The organism is Aeromonas sanarellii (genome assembly GCF_000820085.1).
Taxonomy (GTDB): domain Bacteria; phylum Pseudomonadota; class Gammaproteobacteria; order Enterobacterales; family Aeromonadaceae; genus Aeromonas; species Aeromonas sanarellii.
The window spans coordinates 129,743-148,221 of the sequence record NZ_CDBN01000038.1 but is presented as its reverse complement, the minus strand read 5'-3'; the positions used below and the strand labels follow the sequence as shown (position 1 = coordinate 148,221).

The following is an 18,479-nucleotide window of genomic DNA, read 5'->3' as shown; positions in this document are numbered from 1 at the left end:
CAGATAACACGGTAGGGGTAACGTTTTGTTATCCGGTTTGAAGCCGTATGACCACTCCCTTTTGTGGGCAACTGTCAGGTGAATACCGTCTCCATACATGTTTCTCAGGCGCCCGGAAGGGCTGACAACCCATAAGCACAAGGCCACCCCAGCGGGTGGCCTTGTTGTTTCTGGCGTCCTCAAACGGTGGCTCAACCCCGGCGCGCCGCCTCGATGGTGGCAATATCAATCTTGCCCATTTGCATCATGGCCTCGAAGGCGCGTCTCGCTGCCTCGGGATCGGGATCGCTTATCGCCTCGATGAGGACCTGGGGGGTGATCTGCCAGGAGATGCCCCACTTGTCCTGGCACCAGCCGCACTCGCTCGCCTGACCGCCGCTCTCGATGATGGCGTGCCAGTAGCGATCCGTCTCGGCCTGGCTCTGGGTGGCCACCTGAAACGAGAAGGCCCAGTTGTGGTTGACCCCGGGCCCGCCGTTGAGGCCGAGGCAGGGGATCCCCATCACGCTGAACTCGACCGTCAGCACGTCCCCTTTCTTGCCGGCGGGATAGTCGGCCGGGGCCCGGTGTACGGCACCGACGGCGGAGTCGGGGAAGGTTCGGGCGTAGAAGTGCGCCGCCTCTTCGGCATCCCCGTCGTACCAGAGGCAGATCCGGTTCTTTGCAGCTTGCGTCATCTCATTTCTCCGTTGAAAACAGCGGGACAGTTGCCGGCCAGGCGCTGCTATTGGGCCGGAGGGGCGGCCGATACGGACGCCGCCTCGGTGGCGTCGACGGCGGCACTCAGGGCCTCGTTGAACTGATCCAGTTGCGCCCTGGCTTGATTGGCCTGCTCCGCCTGGAGTTTTCCGGTGGTTGCCGCCGTGCTGAGCAATTCGCCGCCGCACCCGGTCAACAGGGCAGCGATGAGTGGCAGCAGGTATCTGGATGTCGACATGGATCCCCCGTACGGTCTGGTGGTCAATGGTGTGCGCCTCCCTCGGCGAGGCCGTTCAGGGTTGAGTGTAGTGCCAGAGTGAATAGGGAAGCTCGAAGGGGCGTCAATCCCTTCCGTCTCACTCCGTCATGGGCCAATGCCTCATCACTGGGGCCTCTGCCAGGTTAAAGCCTTGTCCTAGCTTGAATGCCCTGCTTTTGCGGTCTGGCTGTCGCGACCACTCTACCAGTTCCCGATGAGCCCATGCTCAGGGGGATATCATTAAGGCGCAGTGCATGGCACGCGCCGATGCTGACGGAACTTACGCTGGCCAGGTCCGTTTTTTGTGGCAGTCAAGTGCCCTCATGCGGTTGCCCCGACTCTGGATGTTGGTGCAGGATGCCTGAACGGCATCATGCGACCCGCGTGATCCACCACAAGGAGCGAGCGATGGACAGTACCCAGCGATTCTCGACCCGGGTCGAGGCCTATGTGAAATACCGCCCCGGTTATCCCGCGGCCATGCTGGATTTTCTGGCCAGCGACTTGGCCATGGGGCCTGAGGCCCAGGTGGCCGATATCGGGGCGGGCACCGGCATCCTGACGGCCCTGCTGGCCCCCCGGGTGGCGCGAGTCTGGGCGGTGGAGCCCAATGACGAGATGCGGGCGGCCGCCAGACGGCTGCTGGCGGATGTGGGCAACGTCGGCTGGTCCCACGGCAGTGCGGAGGCCACCGGCCTGCCGGCGGGCTCGGTGGATCTTGTGACGGTCGCCCAGGCCTTTCACTGGTTCGATCGCACAGCCTTCCGACTGGAGTGCCAGCGCCTGCTCAAACCCGGTGGCCGGATCGCCCTCATCTGGAACGATCGCCTGATGAACACCCCGTTTCTCGAGGCCTACGAGGAGGGGCTGCACGCCTACTCGGGGGATTACGAGGAGGTCAATCACCGCAACCTGGGCGAGGCCGATTTTCGTGCCTTCTTCGAGGGGGAGTATCGGCTCGATCGCTTCGAGAACCAGCAGCTGTTCGATCTCGACGGGGTGCTGGGGCGGCTCAACTCCTCCTCCTATGCCCCAGCCGTCGGCACCCGGGCCCACGATCAGATGACGGCGCTCATCCGCCGTGCGTTTGAGCGCCATGCGGTGAACGGCAAGATAGCGTTCAACTATTGCACCCTGGTCTACAGCGGCCGGGTATAGCGAAGCGCGAGTGGAAAGGGGCGGGAGGACGGCCGGGTCGCCGATCGCCTGCCCCTGTGTCGGCGCTTTTCCTGGCCCGGAGATCAGCGCCGTCGCCCAGGTTTTTCCTTGACCAGAAAACACTCAGCATCTCCCTGTTTTATCAGATAAAACCGTATTTACCCCCCAAATCTGCCTGAATCGTGCTTGAACAAGGCCGCGAAAGGATTCGCCCTCTCGAAAGTGATAACGGCATACTGCGCGCCTTTTGATGGCAGCCCCGTCGGTATCTCGGGGCAAGCGAAAAGGGTAATGGGCAGGATCCAGGGTATGTTGACGTTCAGACGCACGCAGAAAAATTTCACCTTCATCACGGGCTATCTCTGGCTGCTGGCCTTGCCGATGCTGCTCGGGATTGGCGGCCTGTTTGCCCTGTCGGTCTACAACCACGGCGTGGTCGTGGAGCAGAAACTGGCCAGCCTGAACGGCATGGCGGTGGTGACGGAAGACAGGATGCTCGACCACCTCGAACAGCTGATGTCCGTCGAGGTCACGGCGGACCTGCTGACCCCAGTGTTCTCCTCGACCGAGGCCAGGCAGGTGTATCGCGAGCGGTGGGGCAACATGGCGGCCCTCGATCCCCTGGTGACCCTGATCTTTCATGCCGATTCGAACGGCTATTTCTTCTCCGGCAGCAAAGAGGCGGACCAGGCCTGGGTCAATGCCAGGGCCAATGTGCGATCCAGAGCCTGGTTCAAGGGGGCGCTGGAGGCCCGGACGTTTTACTGGACCCCGGCCTATCAGGACATCTTGACGGGCGACTACATCCTGACCCTGGCTCATCGTCTGACGGATGGCCGGCAGCAGGGTGAGCAGGGGGAGCGGGTCATCGGCATCGACGTGAACGTTGCACAGTGGTCCAAGATGCTCAGGGACATGCTGTATGGGGACAATGCCGTGAGCCACATGGTGATTGACCGGCGCACCCACCAGATCCTGGTGAGTTCCCAGTCGGCCAACAACGGCCAGATCCTGCAGGCCCCCTGGCTGGCGCGCCTGACGGCGCAATCCGGCTCCTTCTACTCGGACCTGAGCAACGAATACGTGGCCTACGGAACCCTGCCGGACCGGGAGCACTGGATGGCCATCACGGTACAGCCAAGGCGAGACTCGGTTGCCGCCATGGGGGGAGGCCTGGCGCTCGGGCTGCTGGTCATTGCCAGCGCCCTCTTCATCACCATGTCGGCCTTCTTCCGACTGCGCCTGCTGGTGCTCATCGACAACCTGGCCGGCCGGATCCGTCGACTTGGTGCCGGCTCGCGAGAGGCTCGGCCGGCGAGTGCGCTGCCCGCCTTCCCGGAGATGGCCTTGCTGGATCAGGAGCTGGATCAGGTGTCCGATCACCTGCAAGAGTCCTTTGACCTGGCCCACAGGGACGCACTCACCGGCAGCTACAATCGGCGGTTTCTGGATCAGCGTCTGCGCCAACTGCACGAGGAGGGGAACAGCTTTGTCCTGGCCCTGGTCGACCTGGACAATTTCAAGCAGCTCAACGACGTCTACGGCCATGCCGGCGGCGATGCGGCGCTGTGCCGTTGTGTCGAGCTGGGACAGACGTTGCTGGGGGAGGGGGTCTTACTGTGCCGCTACGGTGGCGAGGAGCTGGTCGTCCTCTTCGAGCAGGAGACCCTGGCACAGGCCGAGCGGCTGATGGAGCTGTGGCGCTGCCAGCTCAGCGAGCAGAAATGGCGGGAGAAGGGGATGCGGGTCACCTTCAGCGCCGGTATCGGCACCAGCCAGGGCCGATCCCCCGAGGTGCTGATAGCCCTGGTCGACAAGGCGATGTATCAGGCCAAGCGTGCCGGCAAGAACCGCATTCATCGCATCGAGGAGGCATAGGCAGCGAGCGTCTGCCTGCCGCCACCCCGCTCATGACAAGGCCCTCGCCACGGGGGACGAGGGCCTTGTGTCAAGTGGGCGGCCTGCCACATCGGTGCAATGCGGGGCAGACCGTCGCGCGGCGAGCCGGCGACTAGCCCTCGTCGATGCCGAGAATGGCCATGGCCTTGGCCAGGCTATCGACGGATTCCTGATGTTTGCCTGCCTTGTGCAGGCTCTCTCCTTCGGCCCTGAGCTGCTTCACCTCGGCCAGCCGCTCGGCGCTGAGCGCTGGGTTTGTGGCCAGGGCGTCATCGATCTTCTTCATGTCCATGGGACAGTGGAAGGCGAGGGCGCTGGCGGAGAAGAGCAAAGTTGCCAACAACAGCGTGAGTCTCATCTTGACGACCTCCATGATGGGATCCCGTTAAGGATAGCCTCTCAAAAATGGGGGCGGTCGGTTGAAGTGGGCAAGAAACAGACGCTACCATGACCGTTTTACCCCGAGGGGAGGCGTCATGGCACTCACGAGATTGTTCTCACCCCTGACCAGTCTGGTGGTCTTCATCCTGGGTCACGGCCTGTTCAACACCCTGCTGACGGTGCGCCTGTCCGCCGAGCAGGTGTCCGCCCAGGCCATCGGCCTGGTGTCGGCGGCCTACTTCGGCGGCCTGGTGCTGGGGGCCTTCGTCAACGCCCGTCTCATCATACGGGTGGGCCACATCCGGGCCTATGCGGCCTATGCCTCCCTGCTCTGCTTCCTGTTTCTGCTTCACGGCATGGTGGTGGATCCCATCGCCTGGACCGTGCTGCGGCTGGTGGGGGGCTTTGCCACCGGCGGGATCTTCGTGGTGCTGGAGTCCTGGATGCTGGTTTCCAGCACCCCGGCCAACCGGGGACGGCTGATGTCCCTCTACATGATCCTGCTCTATGGCTCCCTGGCGATGGGGCAACAGCTGCTCAAGTGGGTGGACCCCATGGTGCTGACCCCTTTCGCCCTGTGCGCCATGGCGGCGACCCTGTCGGTGGTGCCCCTGGCGATCTCCCGGGTATCGACCCCGGCCATGGTGGCCCCCCAACGGGTCGGGGTGCGGGAGCTGGTGCGCCTCACTCCGGCGGGGATGGGCAGCAGTTTCACCTCGGGCCTGGTGCTCGGTGCCATCTACGGCTTGTTGCCGCTCTATTTTACCGACAGCGGTGCCACGCTCTCGCGGGTGGCGGACATGATGGCGCTGGTGATCCTGGGGGGCATGTGCCTGCAATACCCCATAGGCCGGATGTCCGACCGCCATGACAGGCGGCTGGTGATCCTGCTGCTGTGCAGCGCGCTGACCCTGCTCGCCCTCATGATGGTGCTGCTGCCAGGCACCTGGCGCACGCCGATCGAGGGAGGCCTGATCTTTCTGCTGGGGGGGATGGCGTTCTCCATCTACCCCTTGAGCCTCAGCCACGCCTGCGACGAGCTGCGCCCGGATCAGGTGCTGGGGGCCAACCAGGGGCTGCTGCTCGCCTACAGCCTGGGGGCCATGATAGGGCCGCTGCTGGCCCCCTCGGTCATGGGGCTGTTCGGGCCGCAGGGGCTGTTCGTCTACTTCGCCCTGTGCGGCCTGCTGCTCTCGGGTTATCTGGGCTGGCGCAGGCGGCAGCGGGCCCCCATTCCGCTGGCGGAACACCAGGTGTTCATGCCGGTGCCCCCCAACACCCCCATGACGGCGGAGCTGGAGCCGAGAACGGATCTGGCAGGGGAGGCGGTACCCGCGAGTTATGCCGCGCCTGACGCAGAAGAGAGGACGATGAGGGAAGAGGTGCAGGAGAGGGACGCGCCGCGGGGGCGTTGAAGGCTGCCGACCCAACGACGGGGATAAAAAAGCCGACTCAGGGAGTCGGCTTTTTGCTGGCGGAGCCTATCAGGCGGTCACGGCCTCTGCCTTGGCGGCCTCGGGGGCCGGCGTGCGGATGAGGTAATCGAACGCCCCCAGGGCGGCGGTGGCACCGGCCCCCATGGAGATGATGATCTGCTTGAACGGCACTGTGGTGGCATCCCCTGCGGCGTAGACGCCGGGCAGGGAGGTGGCGCCCTTGGTGTCGATCTCGATCTCGCCGAAGCGGGTCAGGGCCACCTCGCTCCCTTTCAGGAACTCGGTGTTCGGGACCAGGCCGATCTGGACGAAGATGCCGGCCACGGCGAGGTGCTTGATCTCGCCCGTGGTGCGATCCTCGTAATCCATGCCCACCACCTTGCTGCCGTCACCGATCACCTCGGTGGTGCGGGCACTCATGATGATGTCTATGTTGCCCATGGAGCGGGCTTTCTTCTGCAGCACGTCGTCGGCGCGCAGGGTATCGGCGAACTCCACCACGGTGACGTGTTCGACGATGCCGGCCAAGTCGATGGCCGCTTCTATACCGGAGTTACCACCACCGATCACCGCCACCCGCTTGCCCTTGAAGAAGGGGCCGTCGCAGTGGGGGCAATAGGCCACGCCCTTGGTGCGGTATTCCACCTCACCCGGCACGTTCAGATCGCGCCAGCGGGCGCCGGTCGCCAGGATCACGGCGCGGCTCTTCAGGGTGGCGCCGGAGGCGAGATCCACGTTGACGTAGCCATCCTTGCTGATGGCGGCGGCGCGCTGCTCGGTGATCACTTCCACGCCGTACTGCTTGACGTGCTGCTCCAGGCTGGCGGCGAGCTTGGGGCCCTCGGTGTAGGGCACGGAGATGAAGTTCTCGATGCCGACGGTGTCCATCACCTGGCCGCCGAAGCGCTCGGCGACGATGGCGGTGCGAATGCCTTTACGGGCGGCATAGATGGCCGCCGCGGCGCCGGCCGGGCCACCGCCCACCACCAGCACGTCGTAAGGCGCTTTTTCGCTCAGCTCGGCGGCCTTGCGCTCGGCGGCGCCGGTGTCGAGCTTGGCGACGATCTCTTCGAGGGAGGTACGGCCCTGGCTGAACGGCTGGCCGTTCAGGTAGACGTTCGGGACCGCCATGATCTGGCGCTCGTTCACCTCGTCCTGGAACAGGGCACCGTCGATCATGGTGTGGCTGATGCCCGGGTTCAGGGTGGCCATCAGGTTCAGGGCCTGCACCACGTCCGGGCAGTTGTGACAGGAGAGGGAGATGTAGGTCTCGAAGTGGAACTCACCCTTCAGGTTCCTGACCTGCTCCAGCACGGCCGGATCGGCCTTGGAGGGGTGGCCGCCGCTTTGCAGCAGGGCGAGCACCAGGGAGGTGAATTCATGACCCATGGGAATGCCGGCAAAGTGCACGCGCGGGGCTTGCCCCTGGGGCGCGATGCTCATGGAAGGCTTGCGGGCGGCAGTACCATCGGTCAGGGAAATCTTGGGGGACATCTCGGCTATCTCGGTGGCCAATGCCAGGAGCTCTGCGGATTTGTCGCTGTCGTTGCCGGACACGCTGATCTCGATGGGATTGACGATGTACTGCAGGTAACCGTTGAGTTGTTGTTTGAGGTTGGTATCTAACATGGTCGAATTCCTTCTGGCTGAATGCGGGTCGGCGGTATGGCTGAATACTGAAAAGGCTGTGCCGAAAAGCAGGCCGTCACCCTTGAGCTAGGCCGGAAAACAGACCGGCCCTGAAACGGGCCGGTCTTTGGAGCGAGGAGGCTTAGATCTTGCCTACCAGATCCAGGGACGGGGCCAGGGTGGCGTCTCCTTCCTGCCACTTGGCCGGGCACACTTCACCCGGGTGAGCGGCAACGTACTGGGCAGCCTTGACCTTGCGCAGCAGCTCCAGGGCGTCACGGCCGATACCGCCGGCGTTGATCTCGACGATCTGGATGACGCCGTTCGGGTCGATGACGAAGGTACCGCGGTCAGCCAGGCCAGCCTCTTCGATCATCACGCCGAAATTGCGGGTGATGGTGCCGGTCGGGTCGCCGATCATCGGGTACTGAATCTTCTTGATGGTGTCAGAAGTGTCGTGCCAAGCCTTGTGGGTGAAGTGGGTGTCGGTGGAGACGGCGTAGATCTCGACGCCCAGCTTCTTGAAGGCAGCGTAGTTGTCGGCCAGGTCGCCCAGCTCGGTCGGGCAGACGAAGGTGAAGTCAGCCGGGTAGAAGAAGACCACGGACCACTTGCCTTTCAGGTCAGCGTCAGACACCTGAACGAATTTGCCATTGTGGTAGGCGGTAGCGTTGAACGGCTTGATTTCGGTGTTGATGTAGGTAGACATGTATTTGCTCCTTGGTGATGTACATATGCCGGTCTGGTGTTGAAGAGTCGTGCCAGACGAGGCGCTTAACTTTCGATGGAGGCATCATAGGGCTTTTCGCTAATCGGTCAAAGCCACAATTTTGAATCACTTAAATCTATTTATTAGATAGCCCATCCCAACTGTACCTAACATGAATATCTCAAGTCTTCTGAGATAACTCATTGTCGAAGTTCAATTTCTGTCCTGCAGTTCACATTTTCAAGTCCCGGATGGGATCTTGTTTTATGGATGGCATGCACGGGCGTGCCGCAGACGCGGCGGAGAGGGGAAGAACGCGGGCAAAAAAATCCCGGCGCGGTCGCGAGGACAGGGCCGGGTCATCAAACAAGGAATGGCGATAAAAATGCTTTACAGCAAAGACTAACTACGGGGTGTGCAAACTTGCGGATATATGAAGAGAAGACGTGGGTGCACAATCCTCATCACCTCTTCGGCAACCATTGCATGGGTCGCATCATAGTGTGATGAGGATCACAAAGCAAGAATATGGTGTAATTTTTCAATCAAAATGAAAGTTTTTCAGTTTTTTAGCCGAAAAATAAGGCTGAAAACGCTTTTATTGTAATTTATTTTCATAAATAAGTGATCAGAAGTCGGTGGGGGGCTCCTGCTCTTCCATCAGCTCCAGCAGGTTGATGGCCACCGCGATGAAGTCAGACTCGGTGACGATGCCGATCAGCTTGCGCCCCTTGAGTACCGGCAGGCAGCCATATTTGTGGCGCTGCAGGTAGAGGGCCGCCTCCTTGATGCCGGCGTGGGGGTCCACGCTCGCCACCTGGCGGGTCATGATCTCGTCGAGCTGGACGCTGTCGGTGAACTCCGCCTCCCGCTCCGGGTTGATCAGCAGCAGCTTGGATTCGCGGGTGGCCAGGATGTCGGAGAGGGTGACCAGTCCCAGCAGATGCTGGTGCTCATCGACGATGGGGATGTGGCGGATCCGCTCCTGCTGCATCAGCTCCATCGCCTGCTTGACGCTGTTTTCCGGACCCAGGGTGAAGGGGTGTTCGGTCATGATCTCGGAGAGGGTCATCATGGTGGGCCTCCTTGTGTATCTATCTTCACCCTAGCCCAGCCCGGAGGGGCGGAACATGATCGGGGTCAATACAAAAGATTAAAGATTTTTTAACGGGTGTTGCCTCACATAATTGCCCGCTATCCCTTGTCTGCCTTGGGTTTTTGGTCTTTTGGGTTGCCTTGCAAGAGGGGGATAACTAGACTAGCCGCCGATTCCCCCGAGGTGAAAGATGCAAGTATCCGATTTTCATTTTGATCTGCCAGACGAGCTGATTGCCCGCTATCCGATGGCGGAGCGGACCGCCAGCCGCCTGCTGAAGCTCGATGGTCAAACCGGCGCCCTGCGCCACGGTCAATTTGTCGATGTGCTGGACCAGCTCAATCCCGGCGACCTGCTGGTGTTCAACAATACCCGTGTCATCCCGGCGCGCATGTTTGGTCAGAAGGCCAGCGGCGGCAAGCTGGAGGTGCTGGTGGAGCGCATCCTGGACGAGCACAGCGTGCTGGCCCACGTCCGCTCCTCCAAGTCCCCCAAGCCCGGCACCCGCCTGATCCTGGACGGTGGCCCCGATGGGGAGAAGGTGGAGGCCGAGATGCGTGTCCGCCACGACGCCCTGTTCGAGATCCATTTCCTGGATCCGCGCCCCGTGCTGACCATTCTGGAAGCCATCGGCCACATGCCGCTGCCCCCCTACATCGACCGCCCCGACGAGGACGCCGACAAGGAGCGCTACCAGACCGTCTACAACCAGAAGCCGGGTGCCGTGGCGGCGCCGACCGCCGGCCTGCACTTCGACGAGCCGCTGCTCGAGAAGATCCGCGCCAAGGGGGTGGAGCTGGCCTTCGTGACCCTGCACGTGGGGGCGGGCACCTTCCAGCCGGTGCGGGTGGAGAAGATTGAAGATCACCACATGCACTCGGAATACGCCGAAGTGCCGCAGGAGGTGGTGGACGCCATCGCGGCGACCCGTGCGCGCGGTGGCCGCGTGATTGCCGTGGGCACCACCTCGGTACGTTCGCTGGAGAGCGCGGCCAAGGCGACCCTGGCCCAGGGCAAGCCGCTGGCACCCTTCTTCAGCGACACCGACATCTTTATCTTCCCTGGTTACCAGTTCCAGGTGGTCGACGCCATGATCACCAACTTCCACCTGCCCGAATCCACCCTGATCATGCTGGTCAGCGCCTTCGCGGGCTATGACAATGTGATGGCCGCCTATCAGGCCGCCGTGACCGGGCAGTATCGTTTCTTCAGCTACGGGGACGCCATGTTCGTCACCCGTCGCCGGGCGCAAGGTTAAGCCTCGCCCTTCAGAAGCCGTTCAGGGTCTGCTTGTCAGGATCCCGGCCGGCTTCTTTATTACCGGGCCCTCGGGCCCTCCGTTGTCAGACTGTTTCTCTGACTGAATCGAGGTAGCAATGAAATTTGAACTGAAAACCACCGACGGTCGCGCCCGCCGCGGCCAGCTGGTATTCGAGCGCGGCGTGGTCCAGACCCCGGCCTTCATGCCGGTCGGCACTTACGGCACCGTCAAGGGGATGACCCCGGAAGAGGTGCGCGAGACCGGCGCCCAGATCCTGCTCGGCAACACCTTCCACCTCTGGCTGCGCCCGGGGCAGGAAGTGATGCGCGCCCACGGCGACCTGCACGACTTCATGAACTGGCAGGGGCCCATCCTGACCGACTCCGGCGGCTTCCAGGTGTTCAGCCTGGGGCACATCCGCAAGATCACCGAGGAGGGGGTGCACTTCCGTCATCCCATCAACGGCGAGAAGATCTTCCTGGACCCCGAGAAGTCCATGGAGATCCAGTACGATCTCGGCTCCGACATCGTGATGATCTTCGACGAGTGCACGCCCTACCCGGCCACCTACGAAGAGGCGCGCAAGTCCATGGAGATGTCCCTGCGCTGGGCCAAGCGCTCCCGCGCCAAGTTCGATGCCCTCGGCAACAAGAACGCCCTGTTCGGCATCATCCAGGGCTCCGTCTACGAGCCGCTGCGGGATGTGTCGCTGGACGGCCTGCTGGAGATCGGCTTCGATGGCTACGCGGTCGGCGGTCTCGCCGTGGGTGAGCCGAAAGAGGACATGCACCGCATCCTCGACCACGTCTGCCCGAAGATCCCGGCCGACAAGCCGCGCTACCTGATGGGGGTGGGCAAGCCGGAGGACCTGGTGGAAGGGGTGCGCCGCGGCATCGACATGTTCGACTGCGTGATGCCGACCCGCAACGCCCGCAACGGCCACCTGTTCACCACGGACGGTGTGGTGAAGATCCGCAACGCCAAGTACCGCGAGGACACCAGCACCCTGGATGCGGACTGCGACTGCTACACCTGCAAGAACTACACCCGCAGCTATCTGTACCATCTGGACAAGTGCAACGAGATCCTCGGTGCCCGTCTGAATACCATCCACAACCTGCGTTATTACCAGCGCGTGATGCAGGGTTTGCGGGACGCGATCGAGCAGGGTAAATTAGACGACTTTGTAACTGAGTTTTACCGTCGGCAAGGGAAGCCTGTGCCTCCACTGGCTGAAAATGACGTGAAATAACAACGACATATAAGTTAGTTATCAAATCTACATCAATAAGAGGTTGTTAAATGAGCATTATCTCCAAGGCGTATGCAGAAGGCGCGGCTCCGGCGGCACAGGGTGGTGGCATGGAAATGATCATCATGCTGGCCGTGTTCGGTCTCATCTTCTACTTCATGATCTACCGTCCCCAGGCCAAACGCGCCAAGGAGCATCGCAACCTGATGAGCTCCCTGACCAAGGGCGACGAAGTGCTCACTTCCGGTGGCCTGGTCGGCAAGATCGCCAAGGTCTCCGCCGACAGCGACTACATTGTGCTGGCCCTGAACGATCAGACCCAGGTCACCATCAAGCGTGACTTCGTCTCTGCCGTTCTGCCCAAGGGTTCTATCCAGTCCCTCTAATCTCCCGAGGAGCACAGCGTGTTAAATCGCTATCCGCTGTGGAAATACCTGATGGTGATCGTGGTGATCGCCATCGGTTTTCTATATGCAGCCCCCAATCTTTACGGCGAAGACCCGGCCCTCCAGGTCTCTGCCAGCCGTGGTGCCGAAGTCAAGCTCGACACCCTTGACCTGGTGAAGGAGACGCTCGAGGCGGCCCGGATCCCGGTCAAGCATGCGGCGTTCGAACACGGCTTCATCCTGATCCGTTTCAACAACACCGAAGACCAGCTCAAGGCCCGCGACATCGTGGCCAACAAGCTGGGGGACAACTTCATCACGGCCCTCAACCTGGCGCCCTCCACCCCGGCCTGGCTCGAAGCCATCGGCGCCGCTCCCCTCAAGCTCGGTCTGGACCTGCGCGGCGGCGTGCACTTCCTGATGGAAGTGGACATGGCCGAGGCGCTGGCCAAGCAGCAGGAGCAGATGGTGCAGGATTTCCGCTCCGAGCTGCGCACCCAGAAGATCCGTTACTCCGGCGTGCGCCGGGTCGGCGATCAGGTGCAGGTGGTGTTCCGTGACGAGGCCGATCAGGCCAAGGCGATCTCCCATCTGCGCCGTCAGAATCCGGATCTTGTCTTCACCGGCGAACAGAAGGGGGATGACTTCATCCTGCTGGCCAGCCTGAGCGAAGCCAAGATCAAGGAAGTGAAGAAGTACGCCCTCGAGCAGAACATCACCATCATCCGCAACCGGGTGAACGAGCTGGGGGTGGCCGAGCCGCTGGTCCAGCAGCAGGGTGCCGAGCGCATCGTGGTGGAGTTGCCGGGGATCCAGGACACCGCCCGTGCCAAGGAGATCCTGGGCGCCACCGCGACCCTGGAGTTCCACATGGTCGACGAGGCAGCCGATATCCAGGCCGCCGCCAGTGGCCGGGTGCCGCCGAGCTCCAAGGTCTACAACGATCGCAACGGACGCCCCGTGGTGCTGCACAAGCGCGTGATCCTGACCGGTGACCACATCGTGGGTGCCCAGTCCGGTTTCGATGAGTACAGCCGTCCCCAGGTCAACATCAAGCTCGATGGCCAGGGTGGCAACAAGATGGCCAACTTTACCAAGGACAACGTCGGCAAGGGCATGGCCACCGTCTTCATCGAGTACAAGCCTGTGGGTCAGCCGGGTCCGGATGGCAAGCGCAAGTTCCGCAAGCAGGAAGAGGTGATCAACGTCGCGACCATCCAGTCGCGCCTGGGCAGCCAGTTCCGCATCACCGGCATCGACAACGCCAACGAAGCCCACAACCTGGCGCTGCTGCTGCGTGCCGGTGCCCTGATCGCCCCGATCCAGATCGTGGAAGAGCGCACCATAGGCCCGAGCCTGGGTCAGCAGAACATCGACAGCGGCATGGAAGCCATCGGCTGGGCCATGCTGGTGATCGTGCTGTTCATGGGGATCTACTACCGTGCCTTCGGCTGGGTCGCCAACCTGGCGCTGACCATGAACCTGGTGCTCATCGTCGGCATCATGTCGATGATCCCGGGGGCCACCATGACCCTGCCGGGCATCGCCGGTATCGTCCTGACGCTGGGCATGGCGGTGGATGCGAACGTGCTGATCTACGAGCGCATTCGTGAAGAGATCCGCAACGGTCGCGGGGTGCAGCAAGCCATTCACATGGGCTTTGACCGCGCCTTCTCGACCATCGCCGACTCGAACGTCACCTCGCTCATCACCTGCGTGATCCTGTTCGGTATCGGCACCGGCGCCATCAAGGGCTTCGCCCTGACGCTCGGGATCGGTCTGACCGCTTCCATGTTTACCGCCATCACGGTATCCCGCGCCATCATCAACCTGGCCTGGGGCGGACGGCGCATCGACAAGCTGCCGATCTAAGGAAGAGACATGTTTCAAATTCTGCATTTTGAAAAGCCCATCCCCTTCATGCGCTTCGCCAAGCTGGGTATGGTCTTCTCTGCACTGGTGACGGTGTTCGCCCTCTACATCCTGTTCGATCGCGGCCTGAACTGGGGCCTGGACTTCACCGGTGGCACCACCATAGAGGTGGGATTCCAGCAGTCGGTGAGCCTGGACAAGATGCACGAGGCGCTGGATCAGCAGAAGATTGAGGGGGCGACCCTGCAATTCTTCGGCTCCAGCCGCGACGTGCTGGTGCGCATGGCCCCGAAAGAGGGGATCAAGGTGGAGCAGCAGGGCAACGAGGTGCTGGCGGCTGCCAAGCTCATCGACCAGGACGCCGTGCTCAAGCGCGTCGAGTTCGTCGGCCCCTCCGTGGGTGACGAGCTGGCGACCGACGGTGCCCTGGCCATGCTGGCCTCCATCCTCTGTATCCTGATCTACGTGGCGGTGCGCTTCGAATGGCGTCTGGCCACGGGGGGCATTCTCTCCCTGGCCCACGACGTCATCATCACCCTCGGCATCTTCGCCTACTTCCAGTACGAGTTCGATCTGACCGTGCTGGCGGCGCTGATGACCCTGGTGGGTTACTCCCTGAACGACACCATAGTGGTGTTCGACCGGGTGCGGGAGAATTTCCGCAAGGTACGCCGCGGGGATACCGCCGAAATCATGGATCTCTCCATGACCGAGACCCTGAGCCGGACCATCATCACCTCCGGTCTGACCTTCGTGGTGGTGGTGGCGCTCTTGCTCAAGGGCGGGCCGCTCATCCACGGTTTCTCCATCGCCATGGTGATCGGGGTGGCCTTCGGGACCTACTCCTCCATCTATGTGGCGAGCGCCTCCGCCATGTACCTCGGGGTCAAGCGGGAGCACATGCTGCCGACCCAGGTGGAAAAAGAGGGGGCGGATCAGCAAGAGATCCTGCCGTAACAGACAAGGGCGCCGCAAGGCGCCCTTTCTCTTATGGCCGGACTGCGCCATGATGCTCTCACCATGAGCAAGATGAGTGGCATCAATCAACACAAGGAGCAAGGCATGCAGCACAATCCCCGTTTTCTGGCACTGGTCGAGGCCATCCGCCCCCGGGTCAAGGAGACAGACGTGCACCAGATCAAGCGCTGGCAGGACGAGGGCCGCGCCTTTCACCTCGTCGACGTGCGCGAGGAGAGCGAATGGGCCAGGGGCCATCTGCCGGGGGCCGAGTACCTTGGCCGCGGGGTGATAGAGCGGGACATAGAGACGCGCTATCCGGACCCTGACACCGAGCTCTACCTCTATTGTGGTGGGGGATTTCGCTCCATTCTGGTGGCGGAAAACCTGCAGAAGATGGGGTATTCCCGGGTCGTCAGCGTCGATGGAGGCTTTCGTGGCTGGAGCGAGGCCGGATACCCTGTCGAATCCTGATTTATTTGAGGGATAGGGGTTGCGCCACATGACAAACGGCCCCGTGATCTTTACCATATGCGGGGTCAAGCGTAAGCGTCGGAGTGTTCATTGAACGTCAGGATAGGGATTGGATACCTCACGGGTATCCTGTTGTTGCTCCCCATGTGGGGTTGCAGCAGTAGCAGTCAGGTACAAGCGCCTCAAGTTCCCAAGCCGCAACCCGCTTCACTGGTATTGGCGACCCCCTTGCAGGTCTCCTACCAGAGCGAGTTGGCGCTGGCGCGACTCGGGCAGATGCTCAGTGAAATGGAATTGACGACAGAACAGCGGGCCGAACTCTTCTATGAGCGCGCCGTGGTGTTTGACCGGGTGGGCCTGCGCTCCCTCGCACGGCTCGACTTCAACCGCGCCCTGCGGGAGAAGCCCGACTTTGCCGAGGCCTACAACTTCATCGGCGTCTATCTGGTGCAGCAGCAGAACTATGACGAGGCCTACGAGGCGTTCGACTCGGCGCTGGAGCTGGCCCCGGATTACGACTACGCCTATCTGAACCGGGGGATCGCCCTCTATTACGGCAACCGCCCCGAGCTGGCCACGGCCGACATGAAGCGCTTCTACGAGGCGCAGCCGGAAGATCCCTACCGGGTGCTCTGGCTCTACCTGGCCGAGCAGAAGCTCAACGGGCCGGCGGCCATGAGCCGGATGCGCGAACGGCTCAACAAGTATGACGACGACGCCTGGAACTGGGATCTGGTGCGCCTCTATACCGGCGAGATCAATGCCACCCAGTTGATGAGCAACGTGGTGAAGGGGGTCAAGGACAACCGGGAGCTTGCCGAGCGCCTGTGCGAGACCTACTTCTACCTGGGCAAGTTCGAGCTGGCCAAGGGCAACCGCAAGGAGGCCATCAGCTACTTCAAGCTGGCGCTCGCCAACAACGTCTATGACTTCATCGAGCACCGCTATGCCCTGTTGGAGCTGGAGCTGATGGCGCGCAAGCCCCTGCCGCCGGGTGCCCAGGGCAAGAGCGGCAAGGCGTGATGCGTCTGTCACCCCTGTGAAAAAGGCCTCATTGCGAGGCCTTTTTGCTGTCTGCGGTCTGGGCGCCGGTTTATTCCACCAGGCTCATGCCCGGGATCTGGCGCCAGTAGCCGTTGCAGTCCCGCTCCTGCTGCAGGGGAAGCGGTGCCTGGCCGTGCTGATTGGCCTTGAAGCGGGCCAGCATCTCCAGGGTCCCCATCCCCTCGGGGGAGAGACGCACCACGTCCACCAGGCCGTCCATGCCCGCAAGCTCGTTGCCGAGGTTGTAGCAGTAGCCGGACTGGGTCTGGATGCCGTTGAGGTTGAACACCTTCTGCCCCTCGCGGCTGTTGGCCAGCCGGCCGGTGGGGTAGTGGATGCAGGCGAGCTCGCAGTTGTCCTTGGGCTTGTCGAGGGAGCGGGCGGTGAAGCAGCGTGCCGAGTAGGCGAGCGGCAGGTGGCCGTAGGCGAACACCTCCACCTCGAACTGCTGGCGCTCCTTGCCCAGATCCTGCGCAAGCTGCACCAGCCAGTCCCGGGAGAGCTCCACCGGCATCACCCAGCGCTGCATGCCATTTTTAAGCAGCAGGCGCAGCACCTCGGCGTTGTAGGCGTTGATGGCCGGGCCGCAGACGAACGGCAGGCCGGCTTCACGGGCGAGCTGGACTGTGCCGAGATCGTTGGCCTCGATCAGCAAGGAGCCGTTGTCCACCAGTCGCTTGACCTCCCTGAGCTCCGACGGGGCCGAGATCAGCGCCAGGGTGGAGAGCACCGTCTGCTTGCCCGAACTCGCCACCTGGCGGGCCAGGGCAATCCAGTCATCCACCTTGAGTTCGCGGCGCTTGCTGCACACCGTCTCCCCCAGATAGATGATGTCGGCCTGGCTCTGGGCCGCGGCCTCGTAGAAGGCCTGGGTGTCGGCCTTGGGCCAGTAGAAGAGCAGGGGGCCGAGAGAGAATTTCATGGGCAGGGCTCCTTATTGCCACTGGCGATGGTAGGCGCCGAGGGTGGTCTGACTCCCCTCGGAAACGCGGGCTAGCTGGGCATCCCACTCGCCCTTGACCTGGTAGGCGTCCGGGTTGGCCTGATAGGCGTCGATGGCGGCGCGCCAGACCCGGGTTACCTGCTCCACGTAGGCGGGGCTGCGTTGGCGCCCCTCTATCTTGACCGACTGGATCCCGGTCTGGTACAGCTCGGGCAACAGGCCGAGGGTGTTGAGGCTGGTGGGCTCCTCCAGGGCGTGATAGGTCTGGCCATCCACCTCGAAGCGCCCCTTGCACAAAGTCGGGTAGCCGGCGTTCTCGCCCCGGCCGTAGCGATCGATCAGTACCTCGTTGAGCCGCGATTCGAGACCCTCCGGGGTCTCCTCCCAGCGCACGAACTTGGCGGGGGAGCAGGCGCCGACGGTATTGGGGCTCTCACCCGTCATGTAGGAGGAGAGGTAGCAGCGCCCCTCCGCCATGATGCAGAGGCTGCCGAAGGCGAAGACCTCGAGGCCGACGTCGGTCTCGCGGGCGAGCTGCCTGACCTGGTGCATGGAGAGCACCCGCGGCAACACCACCCGGCCGACGTTGAAATGCTGCTGGTAGAAGCGGATGGCGGCGGCATTGGTGGCGCTGGCCTGGACCGAGACATGCAGCTCCATGTCGGGATGGCGGCGGCTGGCGTAATCGAGCACGGCGAGATCGGCGATGATCAGGGCATCGGCGCCCAGTGCGGCGCCCTTGTCCACCGCCTGTTTCCAGCGGGCGTCGGAGCCCGGGTGGGCGAAGGTGTTGATGGCGATGTGCAGCTTGCGGCCATGCTGGTGCACGTAGTCGACCGCTTTTTCCAGCTTGCTGTCGGTGAAGTTGAGACCGGCGAAGTGGCGGGCATTGGTGTCATCCTTGAAGCCGATATAGACGGCATCGGCCCCGTTATCCACGGCTGTCTTCAGTGCCGGCAGGCTGCCTGCCGGGCAGAGTAATTCCATCGGGTACGCTCCGAGAGGGCAAAAATGCAAAAGTGGC

At 62.5% G+C, this 18,479-nt stretch carries 18 protein-coding genes; 10 read left to right on the top strand and 8 right to left on the bottom strand.

Going from position 1 to position 18,479, the window contains the following annotated elements; genetic code table 11:
- Window positions 1–191: 191 nt before the first annotated feature.
- Both BN1132_RS08085 and BN1132_RS08080 read right to left on the bottom strand, forming a co-directional pair.
- On the bottom strand, window positions 192–677 hold the full coding sequence (locus BN1132_RS08085) for a VOC family protein (protein ID WP_042076647.1): 486 nt from the start codon (window positions 675–677) through the stop codon (window positions 192–194).
- 47 nt (window positions 678–724) lie between these two features.
- Window positions 725–937 (bottom strand): hypothetical protein, encoded by a 213-nt coding sequence (locus BN1132_RS08080; RefSeq protein WP_157005364.1) that lies wholly within the window; start codon window positions 935–937, stop codon window positions 725–727.
- A gap of 429 nt (window positions 938–1,366) precedes the next feature.
- On the opposite strand from BN1132_RS08080, the gene BN1132_RS08075 reads away from it, so the two are divergent.
- Both BN1132_RS08075 and BN1132_RS08070 read left to right on the top strand, forming a co-directional pair.
- The gene (locus BN1132_RS08075) at window positions 1,367–2,116 is read left to right on the top strand and encodes a class I SAM-dependent methyltransferase (protein WP_042076644.1); all 750 of its coding nucleotides are present in this window, start codon (window positions 1,367–1,369) and stop codon (window positions 2,114–2,116) included.
- A gap of 309 nt (window positions 2,117–2,425) precedes the next feature.
- Window positions 2,426–3,994 (top strand): sensor domain-containing diguanylate cyclase, encoded by a 1,569-nt coding sequence (locus BN1132_RS08070; RefSeq protein ID WP_042076643.1) that lies wholly within the window; start codon window positions 2,426–2,428, stop codon window positions 3,992–3,994.
- Window positions 3,995–4,127: 133 nt separating this feature from the next.
- Here the strand turns inward: BN1132_RS08070 and BN1132_RS08065 are convergent, their stop codons facing one another.
- The gene (locus BN1132_RS08065; RefSeq protein WP_042076661.1) at window positions 4,128–4,373 is read right to left on the bottom strand and encodes a hypothetical protein; all 246 of its coding nucleotides are present in this window, start codon (window positions 4,371–4,373) and stop codon (window positions 4,128–4,130) included.
- A gap of 118 nt (window positions 4,374–4,491) precedes the next feature.
- Here BN1132_RS08065 and BN1132_RS08060 point away from each other — a divergent pair, with 118 nt between their 5' ends.
- Window positions 4,492–5,811 (top strand): MFS transporter, encoded by a 1,320-nt coding sequence (locus BN1132_RS08060; protein WP_042076641.1) that lies wholly within the window; start codon window positions 4,492–4,494, stop codon window positions 5,809–5,811.
- A gap of 69 nt (window positions 5,812–5,880) precedes the next feature.
- Here BN1132_RS08060 and ahpF read toward each other — a convergent pair whose 3' ends face one another.
- From ahpF to BN1132_RS08045, 3 genes are all read right to left on the bottom strand, one after another.
- Window positions 5,881–7,461, bottom strand: coding sequence for an alkyl hydroperoxide reductase subunit F (gene ahpF, locus BN1132_RS08055; RefSeq protein WP_042076639.1), 1,581 nt, complete (start codon window positions 7,459–7,461; stop codon window positions 5,881–5,883).
- A 142-nt stretch (window positions 7,462–7,603) separates the two neighbouring features.
- Window positions 7,604–8,170 (bottom strand): alkyl hydroperoxide reductase subunit C, encoded by a 567-nt coding sequence (gene ahpC / locus BN1132_RS08050; protein WP_042076637.1) that lies wholly within the window; start codon window positions 8,168–8,170, stop codon window positions 7,604–7,606.
- 628 nt (window positions 8,171–8,798) lie between these two features.
- Window positions 8,799–9,245, bottom strand: a complete 447-nt coding sequence (locus BN1132_RS08045) for a CBS domain-containing protein (protein WP_042076634.1) — start codon at window positions 9,243–9,245, stop codon at window positions 8,799–8,801.
- A gap of 211 nt (window positions 9,246–9,456) precedes the next feature.
- On the opposite strand from BN1132_RS08045, the gene queA reads away from it, so the two are divergent.
- From queA to nlpI, 7 genes are all read left to right on the top strand, one after another.
- The gene (gene queA, locus BN1132_RS08040; RefSeq protein ID WP_042076632.1) at window positions 9,457–10,524 is read left to right on the top strand and encodes a tRNA preQ1(34) S-adenosylmethionine ribosyltransferase-isomerase QueA; all 1,068 of its coding nucleotides are present in this window, start codon (window positions 9,457–9,459) and stop codon (window positions 10,522–10,524) included.
- A 118-nt stretch (window positions 10,525–10,642) separates the two neighbouring features.
- Complete coding sequence (gene tgt, locus BN1132_RS08035) at window positions 10,643–11,779, top strand: tRNA guanosine(34) transglycosylase Tgt (RefSeq protein WP_042076631.1); 1,137 nt, start codon at window positions 10,643–10,645, stop codon at window positions 11,777–11,779.
- Between the two features lie 50 nt (window positions 11,780–11,829).
- Window positions 11,830–12,165, top strand: coding sequence for a preprotein translocase subunit YajC (gene yajC, locus BN1132_RS08030; protein ID WP_042076628.1), 336 nt, complete (start codon window positions 11,830–11,832; stop codon window positions 12,163–12,165).
- An 18-nt stretch (window positions 12,166–12,183) separates the two neighbouring features.
- Window positions 12,184–14,037: a protein translocase subunit SecD gene (gene secD / locus BN1132_RS08025; protein WP_042076627.1), complete on the top strand. Its 1,854-nt coding sequence runs from the start codon at window positions 12,184–12,186 to the stop codon at window positions 14,035–14,037.
- A 9-nt stretch (window positions 14,038–14,046) separates the two neighbouring features.
- On the top strand, window positions 14,047–14,994 hold the full coding sequence (gene secF / locus BN1132_RS08020) for a protein translocase subunit SecF (protein ID WP_042076626.1): 948 nt from the start codon (window positions 14,047–14,049) through the stop codon (window positions 14,992–14,994).
- Between the two features lie 105 nt (window positions 14,995–15,099).
- Window positions 15,100–15,468, top strand: a complete 369-nt coding sequence (locus BN1132_RS08015; RefSeq protein ID WP_042076660.1) for a rhodanese-like domain-containing protein — start codon at window positions 15,100–15,102, stop codon at window positions 15,466–15,468.
- Between the two features lie 90 nt (window positions 15,469–15,558).
- Window positions 15,559–16,491, top strand: coding sequence for a lipoprotein NlpI (nlpI, locus tag BN1132_RS08010; protein ID WP_280136285.1), 933 nt, complete (start codon window positions 15,559–15,561; stop codon window positions 16,489–16,491).
- Between the two features lie 70 nt (window positions 16,492–16,561).
- Here nlpI and BN1132_RS08005 read toward each other — a convergent pair whose 3' ends face one another.
- Window positions 16,562–17,434, bottom strand: coding sequence for a U32 family peptidase (locus BN1132_RS08005; protein WP_042076623.1), 873 nt, complete (start codon window positions 17,432–17,434; stop codon window positions 16,562–16,564).
- A gap of 12 nt (window positions 17,435–17,446) precedes the next feature.
- Window positions 17,447–18,442, bottom strand: coding sequence for a ubiquinone anaerobic biosynthesis protein UbiU (gene ubiU / locus BN1132_RS08000; protein ID WP_042076621.1), 996 nt, complete (start codon window positions 18,440–18,442; stop codon window positions 17,447–17,449).
- Window positions 18,443–18,479: the final 37 nt, after the last annotated feature.

Excerpts from the sequence above, each read along its gene's own strand:
- BN1132_RS08085 (WP_042076647.1), bottom strand. The coding sequence starts at position 677 with ATGACGCAAGCTGCAAAGAACCGGATCTGCCTCTGGTACGACGGGGAT.
- BN1132_RS08080 (WP_157005364.1), bottom strand. The coding sequence starts at position 937 with ATGTCGACATCCAGATACCTGCTGCCACTCATCGCTGCCCTGTTGACC.
- BN1132_RS08075 (WP_042076644.1), top strand. The coding sequence starts at position 1,367 with ATGGACAGTACCCAGCGATTCTCGACCCGGGTCGAGGCCTATGTGAAA.
- BN1132_RS08070 (WP_042076643.1), top strand. The coding sequence starts at position 2,426 with ATGTTGACGTTCAGACGCACGCAGAAAAATTTCACCTTCATCACGGGC.
- BN1132_RS08065 (WP_042076661.1), bottom strand. The coding sequence starts at position 4,373 with ATGAGACTCACGCTGTTGTTGGCAACTTTGCTCTTCTCCGCCAGCGCC.
- BN1132_RS08060 (WP_042076641.1), top strand. The coding sequence starts at position 4,492 with ATGGCACTCACGAGATTGTTCTCACCCCTGACCAGTCTGGTGGTCTTC.
- ahpF (WP_042076639.1), bottom strand. The coding sequence starts at position 7,461 with ATGTTAGATACCAACCTCAAACAACAACTCAACGGTTACCTGCAGTAC.
- ahpC (WP_042076637.1), bottom strand. The coding sequence starts at position 8,170 with ATGTCTACCTACATCAACACCGAAATCAAGCCGTTCAACGCTACCGCC.
- BN1132_RS08045 (WP_042076634.1), bottom strand. The coding sequence starts at position 9,245 with ATGATGACCCTCTCCGAGATCATGACCGAACACCCCTTCACCCTGGGT.
- queA (WP_042076632.1), top strand. The coding sequence starts at position 9,457 with ATGCAAGTATCCGATTTTCATTTTGATCTGCCAGACGAGCTGATTGCC.
- tgt (WP_042076631.1), top strand. The coding sequence starts at position 10,643 with ATGAAATTTGAACTGAAAACCACCGACGGTCGCGCCCGCCGCGGCCAG.
- yajC (WP_042076628.1), top strand. The coding sequence starts at position 11,830 with ATGAGCATTATCTCCAAGGCGTATGCAGAAGGCGCGGCTCCGGCGGCA.
- secF (WP_042076626.1), top strand. The coding sequence starts at position 14,047 with ATGTTTCAAATTCTGCATTTTGAAAAGCCCATCCCCTTCATGCGCTTC.
- BN1132_RS08015 (WP_042076660.1), top strand. The coding sequence starts at position 15,100 with ATGCAGCACAATCCCCGTTTTCTGGCACTGGTCGAGGCCATCCGCCCC.
- BN1132_RS08005 (WP_042076623.1), bottom strand. The coding sequence starts at position 17,434 with ATGAAATTCTCTCTCGGCCCCCTGCTCTTCTACTGGCCCAAGGCCGAC.
- ubiU (WP_042076621.1), bottom strand. The coding sequence starts at position 18,442 with ATGGAATTACTCTGCCCGGCAGGCAGCCTGCCGGCACTGAAGACAGCC.